The organism is Pseudomonas sp. NFACC39-1 (assembly GCF_900110355.1).
Lineage (GTDB): Bacteria > Pseudomonadota > Gammaproteobacteria > Pseudomonadales > Pseudomonadaceae > Aquipseudomonas > Aquipseudomonas tehranensis.
In genome coordinates, this window is sequence record NZ_FODL01000001.1 from 39044 (window position 1) to 59396 (window position 20353).

General features: G+C 60.2%; 18 protein-coding genes and 1 riboswitch. Of the genes, 4 read left to right on the forward strand and 14 right to left on the reverse strand.

Features of this window, described 5'->3' with window-relative positions; translation table 11 throughout:
- Positions 1-18 precede the first annotated feature (18 nt).
- Positions 19-1023, reverse strand: a complete 1005-nt coding sequence (ltaE, locus tag BMY45_RS00190) for a low-specificity L-threonine aldolase (protein ID WP_092392967.1) — start codon at positions 1021-1023, stop codon at positions 19-21.
- A gap of 270 nt (positions 1024-1293) precedes the next feature.
- Positions 1294-1461, forward strand: a riboswitch (FMN riboswitch).
- Between the two features lie 100 nt (positions 1462-1561).
- On the opposite strand from ltaE, the gene BMY45_RS00195 reads away from it, so the two are divergent.
- Positions 1562-2071, forward strand: a complete 510-nt coding sequence (locus BMY45_RS00195; protein WP_092392970.1) for a 6,7-dimethyl-8-ribityllumazine synthase — start codon at positions 1562-1564, stop codon at positions 2069-2071.
- Positions 2072-2208: 137 nt separating this feature from the next.
- Here the strand turns inward: BMY45_RS00195 and astE are convergent, their stop codons facing one another.
- From astE to acs, 13 genes are all read right to left on the reverse strand, one after another.
- The gene (astE, locus tag BMY45_RS00200; protein WP_076383740.1) at positions 2209-3216 is read right to left on the reverse strand and encodes a succinylglutamate desuccinylase; all 1008 of its coding nucleotides are present in this window, start codon (positions 3214-3216) and stop codon (positions 2209-2211) included.
- Positions 3217-3227: 11 nt separating this feature from the next.
- Entirely contained in the window at positions 3228-3515 is a 288-nt protein-coding gene (locus BMY45_RS00205; RefSeq protein ID WP_092392973.1) for a topoisomerase II, read from the reverse strand.
- Positions 3516-3584: 69 nt separating this feature from the next.
- On the reverse strand, positions 3585-4931 hold the full coding sequence (astB, locus tag BMY45_RS00210) for an N-succinylarginine dihydrolase (protein ID WP_092392976.1): 1347 nt from the start codon (positions 4929-4931) through the stop codon (positions 3585-3587).
- Positions 4932-5072: 141 nt separating this feature from the next.
- Positions 5073-6542: a succinylglutamate-semialdehyde dehydrogenase gene (astD, locus tag BMY45_RS00215; protein WP_177193296.1), complete on the reverse strand. Its 1470-nt coding sequence runs from the start codon at positions 6540-6542 to the stop codon at positions 5073-5075.
- A complete protein-coding gene (astA, locus tag BMY45_RS00220) occupies positions 6539-7564 on the reverse strand; it encodes an arginine N-succinyltransferase (protein ID WP_092392983.1) in 1026 nt (341 codons plus the stop codon). The genes astD and astA overlap by 4 nt, the downstream gene beginning before the upstream one ends.
- A gap of 54 nt (positions 7565-7618) precedes the next feature.
- Complete coding sequence (gene aruF, locus BMY45_RS00225) at positions 7619-8638, reverse strand: arginine/ornithine succinyltransferase subunit alpha (RefSeq protein ID WP_047228784.1); 1020 nt, start codon at positions 8636-8638, stop codon at positions 7619-7621.
- Positions 8639-8872: 234 nt separating this feature from the next.
- Positions 8873-10093, reverse strand: coding sequence for an aspartate aminotransferase family protein (locus BMY45_RS00230; protein ID WP_092392986.1), 1221 nt, complete (start codon positions 10091-10093; stop codon positions 8873-8875).
- 399 nt (positions 10094-10492) lie between these two features.
- Positions 10493-11473 (reverse strand): transcriptional regulator ArgR, encoded by a 981-nt coding sequence (gene argR, locus BMY45_RS00235; RefSeq protein WP_092392989.1) that lies wholly within the window; start codon positions 11471-11473, stop codon positions 10493-10495.
- 113 nt (positions 11474-11586) lie between these two features.
- Entirely contained in the window at positions 11587-12351 is a 765-nt protein-coding gene (locus BMY45_RS00240) for an ABC transporter ATP-binding protein (protein ID WP_092392992.1), read from the reverse strand.
- Positions 12352-12407: 56 nt separating this feature from the next.
- On the reverse strand, positions 12408-13106 hold the full coding sequence (locus BMY45_RS00245; RefSeq protein WP_092392995.1) for an ABC transporter permease: 699 nt from the start codon (positions 13104-13106) through the stop codon (positions 12408-12410).
- Positions 13103-13792 (reverse strand): ABC transporter permease, encoded by a 690-nt coding sequence (locus tag BMY45_RS00250; RefSeq protein ID WP_092392998.1) that lies wholly within the window; start codon positions 13790-13792, stop codon positions 13103-13105. The genes BMY45_RS00245 and BMY45_RS00250 overlap by 4 nt, the downstream gene beginning before the upstream one ends.
- 90 nt (positions 13793-13882) lie before the next feature.
- On the reverse strand, positions 13883-14656 hold the full coding sequence (locus BMY45_RS00255; protein WP_092393001.1) for an ABC transporter substrate-binding protein: 774 nt from the start codon (positions 14654-14656) through the stop codon (positions 13883-13885).
- 641 nt (positions 14657-15297) lie between these two features.
- Positions 15298-17253 carry an acetate--CoA ligase gene (gene acs, locus BMY45_RS00260; RefSeq protein WP_092393004.1) on the reverse strand — a complete coding sequence of 652 codons (1956 nt, stop codon included), beginning with the start codon at positions 17251-17253 and terminating at the stop codon, positions 15298-15300.
- 563 nt (positions 17254-17816) lie between these two features.
- Here acs and BMY45_RS00265 point away from each other — a divergent pair.
- From BMY45_RS00265 to BMY45_RS00275, 3 genes are all read left to right on the forward strand, one after another.
- Positions 17817-18080: a DUF2790 domain-containing protein gene (locus BMY45_RS00265; protein WP_092393007.1), complete on the forward strand. Its 264-nt coding sequence runs from the start codon at positions 17817-17819 to the stop codon at positions 18078-18080.
- A 29-nt stretch (positions 18081-18109) separates the two neighbouring features.
- A complete protein-coding gene (locus tag BMY45_RS00270; protein WP_092393010.1) occupies positions 18110-18325 on the forward strand; it encodes a hypothetical protein in 216 nt (71 codons plus the stop codon).
- 489 nt (positions 18326-18814) lie between these two features.
- On the forward strand, positions 18815-20062 hold the full coding sequence (locus BMY45_RS00275) for a ribonucleotide-diphosphate reductase subunit beta (protein ID WP_025215114.1): 1248 nt from the start codon (positions 18815-18817) through the stop codon (positions 20060-20062).
- Positions 20063-20353 lie beyond the last annotated feature (291 nt).

Genomic DNA, 20353 nt, shown 5'->3' on the forward strand with positions numbered 1-20353 from the left:
ATTGGACCGCTTGACGGGTCAGTTACGGGAAAAGTCGACGAAAGCGCAGATCACTTCGTCGATTTGCGCGCCGCTGACATCCATGTGAGTCACCATTCGCAGCCTTGGCGCGGCACTGAGCGTGATGCCACGCTCAGCGGCAAACGCCTTGATGGCGTCGGCCCGCTCGCCCATTTGCACGTAGACCATGTTGGTCTGCACCGGCTCGACCTCGTAACCCGCCCCGAGCAAGCCCTCGGCAAGCCGCTGGGCATTGGCATGGTCATCGGCCAGACGCTGGACCTGATGATCCAGGGCATACAGCCCCGCCGCTGCCAGGATCCCAGCCTGGCGCATGCCGCCGCCCACCATCTTGCGCAGCCGGCGTGCCTTGCCGATCAGTTCGGCGCTGCCGCAAAGGACCGAGCCAATCGGTGCGCCAAGGCCTTTGGACAGGCACACCGACACCGAATCGAAATGCTGGGTGATCTCCCGGGCATCGACATTCAACTTGACTGCGGCGTTGTACAGCCGCGCGCCGTCCAGGTGCAGGGCCAAGCCATGCGCCTGGGTAAAGCGCCGGGCCCGGGCCAGGTACTCCAGCGGCAGGACCTTGCCCTGCATGGTGTTTTCCAGCGCCAGCAGGCGAGTACGGGCAAAGTGGAAGTCATCGGGTTTGATGGCGGCCGCCACTTGCTCCAGGTCCAGAGAGCCGTCCGCTTGCAGCTCAAGGGGTTGCGGCTGGATTGAACCGAGCACCGCCGCGCCGCCGCCCTCGTATTTATAGGTGTGGGCCTGCTGGCCAACGATGTATTCGTCACCACGCTCACAATGGGCCATCAACCCCAACAAGTTGCTCATCGTGCCGGTGGGTACGAACAGCGCCGCAGCGAACCCCAGGCGCCCGGCCAGTTCGGCTTCGAGGCGATTGACGGTCGGGTCTTCGCCATACACATCGTCGCCGGTAGGCGCGCTGGCCATAGCCTCCAGCATGGCGGCGGAGGGCTGGGTGACCGTGTCGCTGCGAAGATCGATAACACTCATGAATCTGGCCTCGGGTTCAGGTGAAGGGGAATCCTTTTCGAAGGGCAATTACTGCGGGCTTGGCGGTGAATAATCAAGTCTGATTGAAGGAATTTCCGTGGCGAGGGAGCTTGCTCCCGCTGGACTGCGAAGCAGGCCCAATCTCTGGCGGCTGCTTCGCACCCGAGCGGGAGCAAGCTCCCTCGCCACATTGTGCTCGGGCCATCCAGGTCATGCGCTGTGCTGAAATATGTGTTAAAAATCCTCCGCTGCCATAAACCATGGCGGCAAAAACGTTCTCAGGGCGGGGTGCAATTCCCCACCGGCGGTAATTGCACGCAAGGTGCATAGCCCGCGAGCGCTTGGCGATACACGGCTTCTGCGGTGTAGTGCCAAGGTCAGCAGACCCGGTGTGATTCCGGGGCCGACGGTCATAGTCCGGATGAAGAGAGAACGGGATCGGCACCCAAGGGCCGTCTGCGACTGTCTGCGCGCGACGCACCCTCGAATCCCCTTCGATTCATGACGCCCTGTTTTTTACACAAACAGGAACCAGAACATGCAACCCACCGCAATCGACAGCAAAACCAAAAGTCATCCCGGCGAGCGCGTCGCGTTCATCCAGGCCTGCTGGCACAAGGAAATCGTCGACCAGAGTCGTAAAGGCTTCGTCGCCGAAATGATCAGCCAGGGTTACCAGGAAAGCGATATCGACTTCTTCGAAGTCGGCGGCGCCTTCGAGATCCCGCTGCATGCCAAACTGCTGGCCAAGTCTGGCCGCTACGCCGGCATCGTCGCCGCCGGGCTGGTGGTGGACGGCGGTATCTATCGTCACGAGTTCGTCGCCCAATCGGTGATCAGCGGCCTGATGCAGGTGCAGCTGGAAACCGAGGTGCCGGTGTTCTCGGTCGTACTCACGCCGCATCACTTCCATGCTGGGGAAGAGCATCAGAAATTCTTCTTTGAGCATTTTGTGCACAAGGGCCAGGAAGCGGCGAAGACCTGCGCCGACACCCTGCACAAGACCCGGGTGCTGCGTCGTAGTGAGCAGCGGGCGGTAGCGGTCTAAGGCTAGACACAGATTCCCTTGTGGGAGCGAGCCTGCTCGCGATGACAGAGTGTCAGTCGCCAACAATGTCGGCCGATATACCGCTATCGCGAGCAGGCTCGCTCCCACAGGGGGCATGTATTGAGTCTACATTCGGGTCAAGCCAGGTTTTCATCCGTGGCCGGCACGATCAGGATCCCCGCCCGCAAGCCATTCTTGACCTTGGGGTTCGGGAAGATGATCCGCGCACCTTCCTCTTCGATGACCCAACGGGTCTGGGCGATGTCTTCAGCCAGGACATAGCCTTTGCCCAACTCCGAGAAGTTCTCGATGTCCGCCGGCAGGTTCAGACGGAAACTGTCGCTGTGCTTGATGATTTCCCGCGCGACGCTGAACAGTTGCAGGCCGTCCAGACTTTCGTCCGATTCGGGTTCGGTGCCTTCGATGATCTGTTGCAGACGGGTTTCCAGCAGACTGACGTTGACGCCATCGTTTTCCCCGAACGGCCGGGCCTTACCCAGTTCCAGGGTGAAAGACTCGGCACCCAACTGGTCATAGGTGTAGGCGCTGAACACAATGGACGGTTTGTTCTGCAGCAGCACCGCTTCCATGCCGGCGGCGCGCAGCCGCGCCAGTTCACGGCGTGAATGCTGGCGACCTTCCTTCCACGGATACAGGGCGAATTGCTCGATCTTCGAACCCCGGATGGCGGTGTGCAGGTCGTAATGCAAGCGACTGCGGTCCGGCACGCTGAAGAAACTGGCGGCCAACCGCTCCAATTCACAAGCCCGCAACGCCTCGGCGCCGCCGCTCAGCTCATGACGACCGTTGAACAACCGGTTGACGTCCTGCTCGACAAAACGCTCTCCGCGGCGGATGGCCTCGGGATTGCCAAACAGAAACAGAATGCGTGCCCGTGGCTTGAGATCCCCACGGGCGATGTCGTGCAGCAACCGATCAAGCAATTCGATCGGTGCGGTTTCGTTGCCGTGGATACCGGCTGACAGCAACAGGTCCTGGCCATTGTCCCGGGCCTGGGGCGGCTTGACCTCCAGCGCGCCCTCGCTCAGCCAGCGCATCCGTACGCCCTCGACGGTCAGTTGAGTCTTCTCCGCCGGTTCACGGCCGGCGAGGGTCAGTTCAAGCAATTTGCCGAGGGCGAGCATAGCGCGGCTCCTTAATGGTCGTGGCCGCAATCCGGGCCATGGACATGATCATCGTCGCCCATGTCGGCCGGTTCCATTTCCAGTTGCAGGCTCACCAGGTTGGTCGCCAAGGGGCGCAGCAACAGGTTCGCGTATTCCTCATCCCCTTCCTCGACGTCGACGCCGATCAGCAACTGACCGCGGCCATCCTGCTGGATCCACACCTCTTTGCCCTGCCACATGACCGCAACGCGGGTGCAGGAGGTTTCCAGTTGGGTGCCGTCGGTGTCTTCAAGGATCAGTTGCAAGGTATCGCTCATGTTTTTACGTTCTCGTCGGGGGAAAAGGCAACGCGCCCTGCTTTGACTGTAGTCAGGTCGCGCGCGCTTTCAATTGATCTGGAAAGGATAAACCGCGCCAAGTTTAAGGATTTGTGTCAGCTCATCCAGTGCCGCCCGGCATTCGAGCAGTAGCTGCGGGTCCGCCAGGTCGTTTTCGGTCATGCGATCGCGGTAGTGACGCTCGACCCATTGGGTCAGCGAATCGTACAACGGCGCGGTCATGATAACCCCTGGGTTGACGGCGGCCAGTTCGGTTTCATTGAGGGCCACGCGCAGCCTCAGGCAAGCCGGACCACCGCCGTTCTGCATGCTTTGCTTGAGGTCGAAGACTTTCACTTCGCCAATCACCCCGCCAGAGCCCGTCAGGCCTTGCAGGTACTGCCAGACGCGCTCGTTGCCGCGACACTCTTCCGGCACGATCAACAGCATCGAGCCGTCGGGACGCGACAGCAACTGGCTATTGAACAGGTAGGAACGTACCGCGTCATCGACGGTAACCGCCGAACGCGGCACGCACACCGACTGAAATTTCCCCCCGACCTTGGCGAGTTTGCTGCTCAGTTCGGCCAGCATCCGGTCGGTCTCGAGAAACGCATCCTCGTGATAGAACAACACTTCGCCGTTGCCCACCGCGATCACATCATTGTGGAACACACCCTGGTCGATCACCGATGGGTTCTGTTGGGCGTACACAACGCCCTCCTCCCTCAGACCATGCAGACGAGCGACCGCCTGAGAAGCTTCCAGGGTCTGGCGTGCCGGGTATTTCTGCGGTGCGGGATAACGAGTGTCGAAGGCGCTGCGGCCGAACACGAAAAATTCAACACCCGCCTCGCCGTAAGCCCGACAGAAACGCGTGTGGTTGGCCGCGCCTTCGTCACCGAACTGTGCCACCGCCGGCAGCGCGGCGTGGTGGGCAAAGTGCTGCTGATCGGCAAACATCGCCCCCAGCACCCGACTGGTGGTCGGGTGTTCAATGCTGCGGTGGTATTTGCAGTTCAGGTTGGCAGCGGTGAAATGCACGCGGCCATCAGCCGTGTCGGCGCTCGGGCTGACCGTAGCGGCATTGGCCACCCACATGCTGGAGGCCGAGCAACTGGCGACCAGCAGCGGCATCGCTTCTTTGGCAGCCTGCTGTATGACCTGGGCATCGCTGCCAGCAAAACCCAACCGACGCAGGGCCGCCACATCAGGACGCTCCTGGGGCGCCAACACGCCTTGCTGGAAGCCCATGTCCATCAACGCTTTCATTTTCGCCAGGCCCTGCAACGCCGCTTCCTTGGGGTTGGAGGACTGCTGGCTATTGCTCTGGGACGCGACGTTGCCGTACGAGAGCCCGCCGTAGTTGTGGGTCGGCCCCACTAGACCGTCAAAGTTGACTTCATAGGATTTCATCAGCGAGGCTCCACGAGAATCTGTTTTTTATAGGCATCAAGTAACGGTTCATCGAACACCGCGGCGCGGCTATCGCGGGCAAGCCTTGCTCCCACAGGTTTTGCATCATATCTGTGGGAGCGAGCCTGCTCGCGATTGGGGCTACACCATTCTCACACCGGGGGTCAGGGCAGCCGGCATGACAAGGCTTGGGGTTTCCAGTGACGCCACCGGGTACGCGCAATAATCAGCCGCATAATAGGCACTGGCGCGGTGGTTGCCCGAGGCCCCGACACCGCCGAACGGCGCGCTGCTGGCGGCGCCGGTCAGTTGTTTGTTCCAGTTGACGATGCCGGCACGGCTCTGCAGCCAAAACTGCTGGTAGCGCTCCTGGGAATCCGACAGCAGCCCCGCAGCCAAGCCATATTGGGTGTTGTTGGCTTCGGTGATTGCCGCGGCGAAATCCGCGTAGCGAATCACCTGCAACAACGGCCCGAACAGTTCTTCATCAGGACGCTCGGCCACCGCCGTCACATCCAGGATGCCCGGTGTCAGCAACGCAGCCTGGGCTTGCGGTTGGGTCATGGCCAACAGTGGCACGGCGCCCAGGCCCAGCAAATGGTTTTGCGCATCCATCAGCGCCTTCGCTGCGCCCAGGGAAATCACCGAGCCCATGAACGGTGCCGGTTGCTGATCAAAGGCGCCGACTTCCAGCGTCGAGCTGACCGCCACCAGGCGCGCCAGCAAGGCATCGCCCCACGCCCCTTGCGGCACCAACAAGCGCCGTGCGCAGGTGCAGCGCTGGCCGGCAGAAATGAAGGCCGACTGAATGATGGTGTAGACCGCCGCATCGACGTCCGCCACTTCATCCACCACCAGCGGATTATTACCGCCCATTTCCAGCGCCAGGATCTTGTCCGGGCGCCCGGAGAATTGTTGATGCAAGAGGTTGCCGGTGCGGCTGGAACCGGTGAAAAACAACCCGTCGATGCCCGGATTCGCCGCCAGGGCGATGCCGGTTTCCCGCGCGCCTTGCAGCAGGTTCAGCACGCCCGCCGGCAGACCGGCCTCGACCCAGCACTTGACCGTCAGCTCAGCAACTTTCGGGGTCAGCTCGCTGGGCTTGAACAACACCGTGTTGCCGGCCAACAAGGCCGGGACGATGTGCCCATTGGGCAAATGGCCGGGGAAGTTGTAAGGGCCGAACACCGCCACCACACCATGGGGTTTGTGGCGCAGCACGGCGGTGGCGTCGCCCAGGGGGCCGCTCTTCTCGCCGGTGCGCTCGCGGTAGCTCTGCACGGAAATGGCGACCTTGTTGACCATGCTGGTGACTTCGGTGGTCGCTTCCCACAACGGCTTGCCGGTTTCTTCACCGATGCAGTGAGCCAGTTCATCCGCGTGGCTCTTCAAGGCAGCGGCAAACGCTTCCAGCACCTGGATACGCTCATCCAGCGAACGGCGGGCCCAGTCCGGAAAGGCCTGACGTGCGGCCTGCACCGCCGACTCCACCTGCGCGGCCGTGGTGCCATTACCCGACCACAGCACTTGCTGAGTCACCGGGTTCAACGACTCAAAGAGGTCACCCTGACCTTCCAGCCAGCTTCCAGCGATGTACAGCGACTTCATTATTTCGACTCCCGAGCAGCGGACAACGCAACGGCACGCACCTGATCGCCGGCGTTGAGTTGAAGACGTTTGGCCGTCAGCGGATCCACCACCAGGGTGCCCGCGGCCAAGCGGGCCGGCGCAGCAGTGATGCGGCAGTCTTCGCGTTTGCGGTTATGCATGATGAACGGCGTGGCGTCGTCGCCCGGCGTGCCGATGGCCAATACCAGTGCCTGGCTGTCGCGAATCGCGCGGATCTTGCCGGTTTCGCATTCAACGGCCGGACCGGCGTCGAAGATGTCGACGTAACCCTGGTAACTGAACCCTTCGCTCTTGAGCATCGACAGCGCAGGCTCCGTGTCGGGATGAACCTGGCCGATCACCGCCCGGGCATCCTCCGACAGGAAACAGGTGTACAGCGGGAACTTGGGCATCAGCTCAGCGATGAACGCCTTGTTGCCCACGCCGGTCAGGTAATCGGCCTGACTGAATTCCATCTTGAAAAAGTGTCGCCCCAGGCTTTCCCAGAACGGCGAGCGACCTCTGTCATCGGACATGCCACGCATCTCGGCGATGATCTTGTTGCCAAACAGATTCGGGAACTCGGCGATGAACAGCAGCCGCGCCTTGGCCAACATGCGGCCATTGAGGCCACTGCGGTAGTCAGCGTGCAGGAACAGCGAACACAGCTCGGAATTGCCGGTCAGGTCGTTGGCCAAAAACAGCGTCGGAATTTCCCGATAGATGTTCAGTTCCTGGGAGGCGCTGACCGTCAGGCCGACCCGGAAGTTGTACCAGGGCTCGCGCAGCCCAACGGCCCCGGCGATGGCGGAAATGCCCACCACGCGACCGTCGTCGTCTTCGAGCACGAACAGGTAGTCCGCATCGCCACGTCCGGCTTCGCCGCGAAAAGTCTTCTCGGCCCAGCCGACCCGATGAGCCAGGCGCTCCTCGTTGGCCGGCAAGGTGGTCAGGCCGGTGCCGGTGCTGCGGGCCAGGGCAATCAGAGCGGGTAAATCGCTGCTGCGTACGGGACGAACGATCATGCTATCTCCTCATACGGGCCGCTTGCGCCACCCGCGAAACTCAGCTGTAAAGCGTTAAACCGCCACCAGGCGCACGCTGGCACCCTCGCCGACGCCCAAGGCTTCGGCCGCTTCCATATCCAGGGTCACCGGTTTGCCGGGCGCGTAGTCGAGTTCCAACAAAACGGCGCGGTAATCCTGCAACTGGGCGTTGGCCACCAGGTATTGCCGGCCGGCGCCCTTGACGGGCTCGCCGAGCTTGACCGGCACCACGCGGCTCTGGGCAATCGAGCGGATCCCCGAAACACGCGCATGCAGTGTCGGGCCACCGTCAAAGATGTCGATGTAATGATCGGTCTCGAAACCTTCGCGCATCAGGATATCGAAGGTGATCTGCGCACGCGGATGGACCTGCCCCATGGCTTCCTGGGCGGCGTCCGGCAACAGCGGCACGTAGATCGGATAGTGAGGCATCAGCTCGGCGAGAAAGGTGCGGCTCTTCAGCCCGCACAGGCGCTCGGCGGCAGCGTAGTTGAGGTCGAAGAAGTTGCGACCGATGGCGTCCCAGAACGGCGAGTCGCCATTTTCATCGCTGTAGCCGACGATCTCGGTCACCACCGAATCGGCAAAGCGCTCCGGATGGCTGGCGACAAACAGCAGGCGCCCACGCGAATTGAGTTCCGACCACGGCGAGCCGACCAATTCCGGCACCACATAGAAGCTGGTCAGCAGGCTGTTACCGGTCAGGTCGTGGCACTGGGAGAGCACGTGGATCTTGTTGTGGATCTTCAGCTCACGGGAAGCGTGAACGAACGTCTCGTTGCGAAAACTGTAGAACGGCTCGGAATAACCGGCCGAGGCCACGATGGCCGAACAGCCCGCCAGCTTGCCGGTCGCGGTGTCTTCAAGGACGAAGAAATAGCTTTCTTCGCCGTTGAAGCTGACCTCGGCGGCGAACGAGGCTTCGCTCGCGGCGATCTTGTCGCTCAGGCGTTCCACGTCATCCGGCAAGGAAGTGACACCGATCGGACTGTCCGCAGCCAGACGCTGTACCTCGCCCAGATCCGCCATTTGTGCGGGGCGCATCACCAGCATGGTGTCACTCCTTTACTTGAAATAAATGGTTCGACCAGCAGGTCGATACACAGAGAAAAAATACGGACCGGCTACGCATCAATCCAAGCGCGAGAGTGGACTTCTTGTGGGAGCGAGCCTGCTCGCGATGCAGACACTTCGGTCTGCCTGGCGGACCAAGGCGATTGCAATCGCGAGCAGGCTCGCTCCCACAAAAGCCCGGCTCCCATTGGAGCCGGTACAGTCTGTAAACAATCAGGCTTGCGTCAGCTTCGCCGCAGCCCGCTCGAAGCGGTCCAGGCCGGCATCGATGTCGGCATCTTCGACCACCAGGCTCGGGGCGAAACGAATCACGTCCGGACCGGCCTGGAGGATCATCAGGCCTTCCTGTTCGGCGGCGTTGAAAATGTCCTTGGCCTTGCCTTTCCAGGCGTCGTTCAGCACACAGCCGATCAGCAACCCCAAACCACGCACCTGGGTGAACAGGCCGTATTTCTCGCCGATCTGCTCCAGGCGGGCCTTGAACTTGCGGTGCTTGGCTTTGACGCCTTCGAGCACTTCAGGCGTGTTGACCGTATCGATCACCGCTTCGGCTACCGCGCACGCCAGCGGGTTGCCGCCGTAAGTGGTGCCGTGGGTGCCGACCACCAGATGCTTGGCCAACGCTTCGGTGGTGAGCATTGCCGCGATCGGGAAACCACCGCCCAGGCTCTTGGCGCTGGTGAGGATGTCCGGGACCACGCCGTAATGCATGTAGGCGAACAGGTGGCCGCTACGGCCCATGCCAGTCTGCACTTCGTCGAATACCAGCAGTGCGTCGTGGGCATCGCACAAATCACGGGCTCCTTGCAGGTAACCCAGCTCGGCCGGCAATACGCCGCCCTCGCCCTGGATCGGCTCCAGCACCACGGCGCAGGTCTTGTCCGAAATGGCCGCTTTCAAAGCCGCCAAGTCGTTGTAGGGAACGTGGGTAATACCGGTGATTTTAGGCCCGAAACCGTCGGAGTACTTCGATTGCCCGCCCACGTTCACGGTGAACAGCGTACGGCCGTGGAAGCTGTTGAGCGCGGCAATGATTTCGTACTTTTCGCTACCGAAACGATCGAACGCGACGCGACGCGCCAGCTTGAACGCGGCCTCGTTGGCTTCGGCGCCGGAGTTGCAGAAGAACGCCCGCTCGGCAAAGGTTGCATTGACCAGTTTATGGGCCAGGCGCAGGGCCGGCTCATTGGTAAAGACGTTGGACACATGCCACAGCTTGTTGGCTTGTTCGGTCAGGGCCGCGACCAGTTTCGGATGGGCGTGTCCCAATACGTTGACCGCGATACCGCCGGCGAAGTCGATCAGTTCGCGACCGGACTGGTCCCACACGTGGGAACCGGCGCCACGCACAGGGATGAAAGCAGCTGGCGCGTAGTTGGGGACCATAACCTGATCGAAATCGGCGCGTTGTACGGCGGCTTGCTCAACGGACATCGGAGTCTCCTGAAGAGGAACACCCGCCTGGAACTGGCGAGCGATGAGGGGATTGTAAGGACAGTTTTCAGCCCGGCCTTGTCGCCAAGCGACAACTTCTTATAGCGCCAACCCCCGTTTTTAGCGGGTTTATGGCAATGCGACAATTAGCGTCGCAAAGGCGCAGTTTAAACGTTGTCGCGGGATTTTAGGCGCTGGCTTCTATATTTCCCTGGCCATGCAAAACCTTGTGGCGAGGGGATTTATCCCCGCTGGGTTGCGAAGCAACCCTAAAGCCAGGCAATTCGGTGTGCCAGATAGATTGGGTTGACTGTCTTGGGGTTGCTTCGCAACCCAACGGGGATAAATCCCCTTGCCACAGGGTTACATACCCCGGCCCTTACAGAGGAGGCGCCGGCCCTAGCCGCGCTCGGACGGCACCGACGACAGTTCGAAGGGGCTGCTGCTGCGCCGCTGGTTGCGGTCTTCCCGGGGCGTGGCACCGAAGAAGTTGCGATAGGCGCTGGAAAAATGCGGCCCCGAGGAGAAGCCGCAGGACAGGCCGATCTGAATGATCGATTTGCTGGTCTGCATCAGCATCTGCCGGGCCTTGTTCAGGCGCAATTCCAGGTAGTACTGGCTCGGCACACGGTTGAGGTATTGCTTGAAAATCCGCTCCAACTGGCGACGAGACACGCACACATGCTGAGCAATTTCGTCGGTGGTCAGCGGCTCTTCGATGTTGGCTTCCATCAACAGCACGGCCTGGGTGAGCTTCGGATGACTGGAGCCCAGACGGTTCTGCAAGGGGATGCGCTGGCGCTCGCCACCCTCGCGGATGCGCTCGACCACCAGCTCTTCCGAGACCGCGCCGGCCAGTTCCGCGCCGTGATCCCGGGCCAGCACCGCCAGCAGCAGATCGAGCACCGACATGCCACCGCACGCGGTCAGGCGATCGCGGTCCCAGTCAAACAGATGACTGGTGGCAATGACCTTGGGAAAACGCTCGGAAAAGTCATCCTGCCAGCGCCAGTGCACCGCGGCGCGGAAACCGTCGAGCAAGCCCAACTGGGCCAATGGGTAGACACCGGCGGACAAACCACCAATCACACAACCGGCACGCACCAGTTGTTTGAGCGCGCTGCTCAGGGGCGGCGCAAGAGCCGTCGGTGGCTCGTCGGCCAGCAGGAACAGCTTATGCAAGCCTTCGAGTTTGCCGGCCCAAGGCTCGCCCGGTAGCTGCCAGGCGCCTTCGGCCTGTGGCTCGGCCTGCAGGAACGACAATTCGTAGACGACATCCGGATGCACCCGCTGAGCAACACGCAAGGCCTCCTCGGCCAGCGCCAGCGTCAAGGCTTTAGTGCTGGGCCAAATCAGGAAACCAATTCGATGGGCAGTCATGGTGGGCAATCCGAAGCGAAAACAGTATTAAAGCCAAAAGCGGCTGCAACCAAATTAGACCATCTGGCGCACGGTGCGCAGCATGACCTGAATCAGGTGCGAAACGGGAGCGATTACTTGAGGCTGCCCGAAAGAAATTGTTGCAGCCGCTCCGATTGCGGATTGACCAGCACTTCGCGCGGGTTGCCGCTCTCTTCGACGATGCCTTTGTGCAGGAAGATCAGTTGGTTCGACACCTCACGGGCAAAGCCCATTTCGTGGGTCACCACCACCATAGTCCGGCCTTCCAGCGCCAGGGCCTGCATCACTTTGAGCACATCGCCCACCAGTTCCGGATCCAGGGCCGAAGTCGGCTCATCGAACAGCATGACTTCCGGCTCCATCGCCAACGCCCGGGCAATCGCCACGCGCTGCTGTTCGCCGCCGGACATGTGGCCAGGGTAGGCGTCCTTGCGATGCGCCACGCCGACCTTGTTCAGGTAGTGCTCGGCCTTTTCGCGCGCCTCGGCCTTGCCCACGCCCAGCACATGCACCGGCGCTTCCATGATGTTTTCCAGCGCGGTCATGTGGGACCACAGGTTGAAATGCTGGAACACCATCGACAGTCGCGAACGCATGCGCTGCAGTTGCTTGGGATCGGCGGCCTTCAAGGCGCCGTCCTTGCCGGACACCAGTTTCAGCTCTTCGTTGTTGAGCAGAATCTTGCCGGCATGGGGTTGCTCAAGCAGATTGATGCAACGCAGGAAGGTACTTTTGCCCGAGCCACTGGAACCGATGATGCTGATCACATCGCCGGCGGCGGCCTTGAGGGAGACACCCTTGAGCACCTCGTGACTGCCATAGCGTTTATGCAGGTCTTGGACTTCGAGCTTGTACATGCGGTCGGTTCTCACAAAACGTCAGTCGTTGAGCAGTCGATCGGATCGATGCGTTATCAGTGCTTGCGCGGGGCCAGGTAACCCAGCCAGCGGCGCTCGGCCAGCTTGAACAGGCGCACCAGGATAAAAGTCAGGCACAGGTAGAAAACGCCGGCCGTGATGTAAGCCTCGAACGGCAAGTAGTACTGCGCATTCACCGTACGCGCGGCACCGGTGATGTCGATCAGGGTCACGATGGAGGCCAGGCTGGTGGTCTGCAACATCATGATCACTTCGTTGCTGTATTGCGGCAGCGCCCGGCGCAGCGCCGATGGCAGCAGGATCCGGCGATACAGCTTGTAGCGCGACATGCCCATGGCCTTGGCCGCCTCGATCTCACCGTTAGGCGTGGCCCGCAGGCTGCCGGCGATGATTTCGGCAGTGTAGGCGCTGGTATTGATGGCAAACGCCAGGCACGCACAGAAGGTCGCGCTGGACAGCCATGGCCAGAGGAAGCTCTCGCGTATGGCCTCAAACTGCGCCAACCCGTAGTAGATCAAAAACAGCTGCACCAGCATCGGCGTGCCGCGAATCACATAGGTGTAGAGCCAGGCGGTCATGTTGACGATCGGCTGTTTGGACACCCGCATCAGGCCCAGGGGCAATGCCGCCAGCAAGCCAAAGAACAGCGACAGGGCCAGCAGCTTCAAGGTGGTCAGCAGGCCACTGAAGTACAGTGGCAACGCTTCATAGATGACGTTGTAGTCGAAGATCATAGATCAGCCGCCCTTACGCCTACCGAGTAGCGCTTCTCAAGTTGACGCAATGCCAGCAACGAGACACTGGTAATCACCAGGTACATCGCCGCCACTGCCAGGAAGAAGGTGAAAGGCTCGCGGGTGGCATCCGCCGCCTGCTTGGCCTTGAACATCATGTCTTGCAGGCCCACCACCGAAATCAGCGCCGTGGCCTTGGTCAACACCAGCCAGTTGTTGGTGAACCCCGGAATCGCCAGACGAATCATCTGCGGCACCATCACCCGGAAAAACACCTGGAACCCACTCATGCCATACGCCACGCCCGCCTCGGCCTGCCCCTTCGGGATAGCCATGAACGCGCCGCGAAAGGTTTCCGACAGGTATGCACCGAAGATGAAGCCCAGGGTGCCGATACCGGCGGCCAACGGGTTCAGGTCGATGTAATCGTCATAGCCGAGCATCGGCGCCACGCGATTGAGCAGGTCCTGGCCGCCATAGAAAATCAGCAGGATCAGCACAAGGTCGGGAATGCCGCGAATGACCGTGGAATACAGGTCGCCCAACCACGCCAGCCAGCGCACCGGCGAGAGGCGCAACGCGACGCCGATCAGCCCCAGGACAATGGCCAGGGCCATGGACGACAAGGCGAGCTGAAGCGTCAACCATGCGCCATCGAGGATGACAGCCCCGTAGCCTTTCAACATGATTCAGGTCCTCGAGAGTGGGATGAAAAAATGGCGCAAACCGCAGAGATCCTGTTGCTTGCGCCATTTCGCACGAGTGGCGGGACGTTGTTACTGGCCGTAGATATCGAAGGCGAAGTACTTGTCCTGGATTTGCTTGTATTTGCCGTTCTCGCGAATGGCGGCAATCGCGCCGTTGATCTTGTCCTTGAGAGCATCGCCCTTGCGCACCGCGATGCCTACGCCGTCGCCGAAGTATTTGACATCGGTGAAGGCCGGACCCACGAACGCAAAGCCCTTGCCGGCGTCGGTCTTGAGGAAACCGTCATCCAACAGGGTAGCGTCTGCCACGGTGCCGTCTAGGCGGCCGGCGGACAGGTCCAGGTAGATTTCATTCTGCGAACCGTACGGCTTGATCTCGGCACCCAGCGGGGACAGGACTTCACGGGCGAAGCGCTCGTGGATCGAACCGCGCTGCACGCCGACATTCTTGCCCTTGAGCTCGGTCAGGCCGTCGCTGACCTGGGTGCCGGCCTTCATCACCAGACGGGCTGGGGTGTTGTAGTACTTGTTGGTGAAATCAACAGACTTCTTGCGATCTTCGGTGATGGACATGGACGACAGGATCGCGTCGATCTTGCGCACCTTGAGCGCCGGGATCAGGCCGTCGAACTCCTGCTCGACCCACACGCACTTGACCTTCATCTCTTCGCACAGCGCATTGCCGATGTCGTAGTCGAAACCGACGATACTGCCGTCCGGGGCTTTCGAGGCGAACGGAGGGTAAGCCGCTTCAATACCGATTTTCAGGGGCTTTTCTGCGGCGAATGTCGACAGGGACAGCACGGACAGTGCCAGGGCGCCAAGCAGCACAAGTTTCTTCATCTTGGAACTCCATCGGGAAAGGGCAAAAACGGCAGAGTGAGCAACAGCCCAATATGCGAATGGGTGAAACGAACTTTAGTGCTGCGTCCTAAGAAAGCGTGCGTCAATTCAACGCAGCTCACGACGAGCGAGTGATCGGCATTCTAACGACAGGCCCGAAGCCGATATTTCTTCAATGCGACAACAAATTACAGAAGCACCGAAAACGCGAACCGAGCGCATTGACAGCCCCGCAAATTCATGCAAGAGCAAAAGAAAGGGAACCGATCCATGCTGCAAATAGCGGGCCCATTATTCGCAAACCCTTCTAATCCGGCAAGCACAGCGTGTCGCCTTCTTTCACGAACAGCGAGCAAAGGCCCTCAAACGGGGCATTGCGTTGCACATCGCCCCGTGATGGCGCCTTTGGTTACACATTTCGAAAGGTCGGTAACGTTCAGACACCTCTTACTTTAAACGCCGATATTTATTCACCCATCGAACCCGTGGCGAGGGAGCTTGCTCCCGCTGGACTGCGAAGCAGCTCCAAAGCCAGGCACCGCGGTCGTCGAACACTCAACCTGTGGCGAGGGGCGCACCAGCCCCATAAAAAAGCCCCGCTCGGCAAAACCGGGCGGGGCTTTTGGTGTTACGGGCTACCGTCAGGCAACATTCATGGTCTTGTGCGTCTCGATCAGATGCGCCACCACACCCGGATCAGCCAGGGTGGAGATATCACCCAGCCCATCGTATTCCGCCGTGGCGATCTTGCGCAGGATGCGGCGCATGATTTTGCCGGAGCGGGTTTTCGGCAGGCCCGGGGCCCACTGGATCACGTCCGGCGAAGCAATCGGACCGATCTCCTTGCGCACCCAGTTCTTCAGCTCCAGACGCAAAGCCTCGCTGGTTTCTTCGCCGGCATTGAGGGTCACGTAGACGTAAATGCCCTGCCCCTTGATGTCGTGCGGCACACCCACCACCGCCGCTTCGGCGACTTTCGGGTGGGCGACCATGGCGCTTTCGATCTCGGCCGTGCCCATGCGGTGGCCGGACACGTTGAGCACGTCATCCACCCGACCGGTGATCCAGTAGTAACCGTCTTCGTCGCGACGCGCGCCGTCACCGGTGAAGTACATGCCGCTGAAGGTCTTGAAGTAAGTATCGACAAAGCGGTCGTGGTCGCCGTACAGCGTACGCGCCTGGCCTGGCCACGAATCGAGGATCACCAGGTTGCCTTCGGCCGCGCCCTCCACCAGGTTGCCGAGGTTGTCCACCAGCGCCGGCACCACGCCGAAGAACGGACGCGTGGCCGAACCCGGCTTCAACGCCGTGGCACCCGGCAATGGACTGATCAGCACGCCACCGGTTTCAGTCTGCCACCAGGTGTCGACGATCGGGCAACGTTCCTTGCCGACATTCTTGTAGTACCAGTCCCAGGCTTCCGGGTTGATCGGCTCACCCACCGAGCCCAACAGGCGCAGACTGCTGCCGTCGGCGCCTTCGACGGCGGCGGTGCCCGAGGCCATCATCGCGCGGATAGCGGTCGGCGCGGTGTAGAGAATATTGACCTTGTGCTTGTCGATGACCTGGGCCACCCGGGTGATGTCCGGGTAGTTCGGCACGCCTTCGAACAACAGCGTGGTCGCGCCGTTGGCCAACGGACCGTAGACGATATAGCTGTGGCCGGTGACCCAGCCGACGTCGGCGGTGCACCAGTAGACTTCGCCCGGCTTGTAGTCGAACACGCGCTCATGGGTCAGGGCCGCATAGAGCAGGTAGCCGGCAGTGGTGTGCTGCACGCCCTTGGGCTTGCCGGTGGAACCGGAGGTGTAGAGGATGAACAGCGCTTCTTCGGCGCCCATCTCTTTCGGCGCGCAAACGGTGCCGGCCACCTTCATCAGGTCTTCGTACCAGATGTCGCGGTGCTGGTTCCACTTGATGCCGCCACCGGTGCGCTTGCACACGATGACTTTCTGAATGCTGCTGGTTTCCGGGTTGGTCAGTGCGTCATCGACGTTGGCCTTGAGCGGGATCTTCTTGCCGGCACGAACACCTTCATCGGCCGTAATCACCACTTTGGATTTGCAGTCGATGATCCGGCCAGCCAGTGCTTCGGGGGAGAAACCGCCGAACACCACCGAGTGAATCGCGCCGATCCGGGTGCAGGCCAGCATGGCGACCACGGCTTCGGGGATCATCGGCATGTAGATCGTCACCACGTCACCGCGATGCACGTCTTGGCCGCGCAGGGCGTTGGCGAACTTGCAGACTTCTTCATGCAGCTCGCGATAGGTGATGTTGCGGCTCTCGGCAGGGTCGTCGCCCTCCCAGATGATCGCAATCTGATCGCCGCGCTCGGCCAGATGACGGTCGAGGCAGTTGTAGGAAACGTTCAAGGTGCCATCGGCAAACCACTTGATGTCGACATGGTGATCGTCAAAGGACGTCTGCTTCACCGTGGTGAAAGGCTTGATCCAGTCGAGGCGCTTGGCCTGCTCGCGCCAGAAACCATCCGGGTTGACCACCGACTGCTGGTACATGGCCTTGTAGGTCGCCTCGTCAGTCAGCGTGTTAGCCGCTACCTCGGGACGAACGGGATACAGAGAAGCCGCACTCATCTTTCTTACCTCGGTGACATAGTTGTTTTTGTATGTACCCGTTGTAGCCGGGGCGAGCCTATAGAACCATTCGACGATGGTAGTAACAAGTCCCTACAAAATGTCGGTACTAACGTGCCAGCCCTTGCCAGCAGGCATTTTCCTGTGAGAACGAGCCTGCTCGCGATGGCAGTGTGTCAGTCAACAGTGCTGCTGACTGACCTGACGTCTTCGCGAGCAAGCCCGCTCCCACAGTTGAATTCAGTGAACGCCTATCTTCTGTCCAACACAGCTCCTCTGTGGGAGCGGGCTTGCTCGCGAAAACGGCGGTAAATCCAACACCGACGTAACTGCAAACAAGCGGTTGCAGCAACGATTATTACCAGATCAACCAACAGTGTTTATCAAAACCCGGTCTTTTTGCGATTAACCCCACCCCCTAAAATCCACCTCGCCAACCGGCAAACACGATTAACGCAACACAGCCCCCACGAAGGCCGTTAATCCACCCCCCCAAAACCTGCTCCACACGCAGCCCCAAAAAGGTTGCGTGACCCCACTCGACCTCAAAAAAGGTGAAACAGATGAAAGCTTTATGGGTTCTGGTCATCGCCGGCCTTAGCGCCACCGCGATGGCAGACGAGGCCCCGACCGACGTTGCACAGCAAACACCAGCCATTGAGGAGTACACCTACTCCACCCATCTGGACATCGCCAAAGTCATCTCCATGAGCGAGATCCCGAACGTCTGCGAAGTAGTCCCGGCCAAGATTGAATACGACGACTCCAAAGGCCAGCGCCACATCCTGCGCTACAGCGTCATGGGCAACGGCTGCTCCAACGGCTGATCAACCTAAACCCACCAGGAGCAACCTCCATGAAAACCAAACTGATCCTCGCCCTGACCCTGTCCGTCCTGGCCGCCCATACCTTTGCCGCCGACGGTTATGACCGCACCGGTTCCGCTGTCGCTGAAGACGGCTATGACCGCACCGGCTCGGCGACAGTCGCTGAGGACGGCTACGACCGCACCGGCTCCGCCACTGTCGCTGAAGATGGTTACGACCACACCGGTTCGGCACACATCGGTTGATCATAAATGGCATTTTCCACAGCCCGGTTTCGATCGGGCTTGGTTGTGTCTGCAACCGTCAAAAAGCCCTTGCAAACACAACATGTAGTGCAAAACCACAAAAAACGCTCGTTTTTTGATCAAAAAATACCGTCACCCAACCCATGCAAAAAAAATCTTCAGCGGCCAAAGCCTTGTAAACCCTTGCTCCCACGCGGATATGCCGCCCGCGACCTCCTCCGTGGGCTATTTCGCCGCAGCACGTAGGCAAAAAAGTCCTTATAATGCCGCCTTAAACGGGCCTGCAATATTCCCTTACAGGGAGTCAAACCAGCCTGAAGCCCACGCAGAGGCCCATTACCTCATCGCGTTCACAGCCGCTTCAGAACGACCCGTACATTTTTCTGTTTATTGCCTGCGTCAGCTGCTGCAACAAACGATTTTCCAAGATCCACCGCGGCCAGTAGGCCTTCAACGGGCATCTGGCCCTCACGCAGGAGACAACACGTCATGCTGAGCTGGGACGAATTCGACAAAGAAGACGGCGAAGTCGCTGTAAAAGGCGCCAACGCCGGCCACGCTTCTGAAGCCAACATGGACCGCCTCGACAGCGCCGGCGGTGCCGCCGCCCTCGAAGCCCGCGCCGTGACGGCCAGCGACTCGGCCGCGATCATTCGCGCCAAAGCCGCCCTCGACAAACTCGACGTGGCCGAAGGCCTCGCCGAACTCGAAGGCGCCTCCGCCCGTGTTGCCGTCGATGAAAAGCGCATGATCAACTGCCGCGCCGACCTCAACCAGCTGGTGCCTTTCAAATACGACTGGGCCTGGCAGAAGTACCTGGACGGCTGCGCAAACCACTGGATGCCGCAAGAAGTCAACATGACCGCCGACATCGCCCTCTGGAAAACCCCGGAAGGCCTGACCGACGACGAGCGCCGCATCGTGATGCGCAACCTGGGCTTCTTCTCCACCGCCGACTCCCTGGTTGCCAACAACCTGGTCCTGGCCGTGTACCGCCTGATCACCAACCCCGAATGCCGCCAGTACATCCTGCGCCAGGCGTTCGAAGAGGCGATCCACACCCACGCCTACCAGTACTGCATCGAATCGCTGGCCATGGATGAAGGCGAGATCTTCAACATGTACCACGAGATCCCATCGGTCGCGAAAAAAGCCGCCTGGGGCCTGAAATACACCCGTTCGATCTCCGATCCGAAATTCGAAACCGGCACCCCGGACACCGACAAAGAGTTGCTGCGCAACCTGATCGCCTACTACTGCGTTCTGGAAGGCATCTTCTTCTACTGCGGCTTCACCCAGATCCTCTCCATGGGCCGCCGCAACAAAATGACCGGCGTCGCCGAGCAGTTCCAATACATCCTGCGCGACGAATCCATGCACCTGAACTTCGGCATCGACGTGATCAACCAGATCAAAATCGAAAACCCGCACCTGTGGGATGCCGAAATGAAGGAAGAAGCGACCCAGATGATCCTGCAGGGTACGCAGCTGGAGATCGAATACGCCCGCGACACCATGCCTCGTGGGGTATTGGGGATGAATGCGGCGATGATGGAGGACTACCTGAAGTTCATCGCTAACCGTCGTCTGTCGCAGATTGGTCTTAAAGAAGAGTATCCAGGGACCACGAACCCGTTCCCTTGGATGAGCGAGATCATGGACTTGAAGAAAGAGAAGAATTTCTTTGAGACTCGGGTGATTGAGTATCAGACGGGGGGTGCGCTTAGCTGGGATTGATTTCTTAAGCGGCAAAGTCGCATCAGAACCTGAACCCGTCTCATAAAAAATGAAATGGTTTCTGAGAAAAGGGTTGCCAGTCGGCAACCCTTTTTTCATGTATGCGCTGGACGCAAAGCGCAGAAAGTCTGGCGTCTAGACCTCTTAAGTGGGTGAGGCGGTGGTGCAGTCGATAAGCTTATTGATCAGAAGAAAAGTATTACCGCCAATGCATTCTTGACTAGGTGCAACGCTATTCTGCCCCAACCCAGCAGTCTGAAAGCGATATTCTACAATTCGTTTGGTATTCGA